1 protein-coding gene is annotated in these 338 nt (G+C 60.9%); it reads left to right on the top strand.

Annotation, left to right across the window (positions count from 1 at the left end; translation table 11 throughout):
* On the top strand, window positions 1-338 hold a 338-nt coding region (locus E1297_RS00450; protein ID WP_155132584.1), incomplete at both ends, for a transposase.

Below are 338 nucleotides of genomic sequence, written 5' to 3'. Positions count from 1 at the left end.
CGAACAGCTGGCGGCTGGCAGATCAGCATTGCTGCTTATGCCGAGGAAAATGTCCCGGCCAACAATCTGCCAGCCGTTGGAATTGACCGGGGCGTTGCTGTTCCGCTCGCCCTGTCTGACGGCAGGGTTTACGATCTGCCCGAGAGCATCGAGCGGATTGACAAGCTGCACAAGCAGGTGCAGCGGATTGCTTCCAGGCGCAAGCGAGGATCCGGAAGGCATGCCAGGGCCATTCGCCGCGCCGCCCGGCTGAGAGCGCGTCAAGCCCGTATCCGCAAGGATTGGGCACATAGAACAACGACAGACATTTCCCGCCTGAACGGGGCTGTTGTTGTCGA

Source organism: Roseibium sp. RKSG952, assembly GCF_009711355.1.
This window is presented reverse-complemented; position numbering and strand designations above follow the sequence as displayed.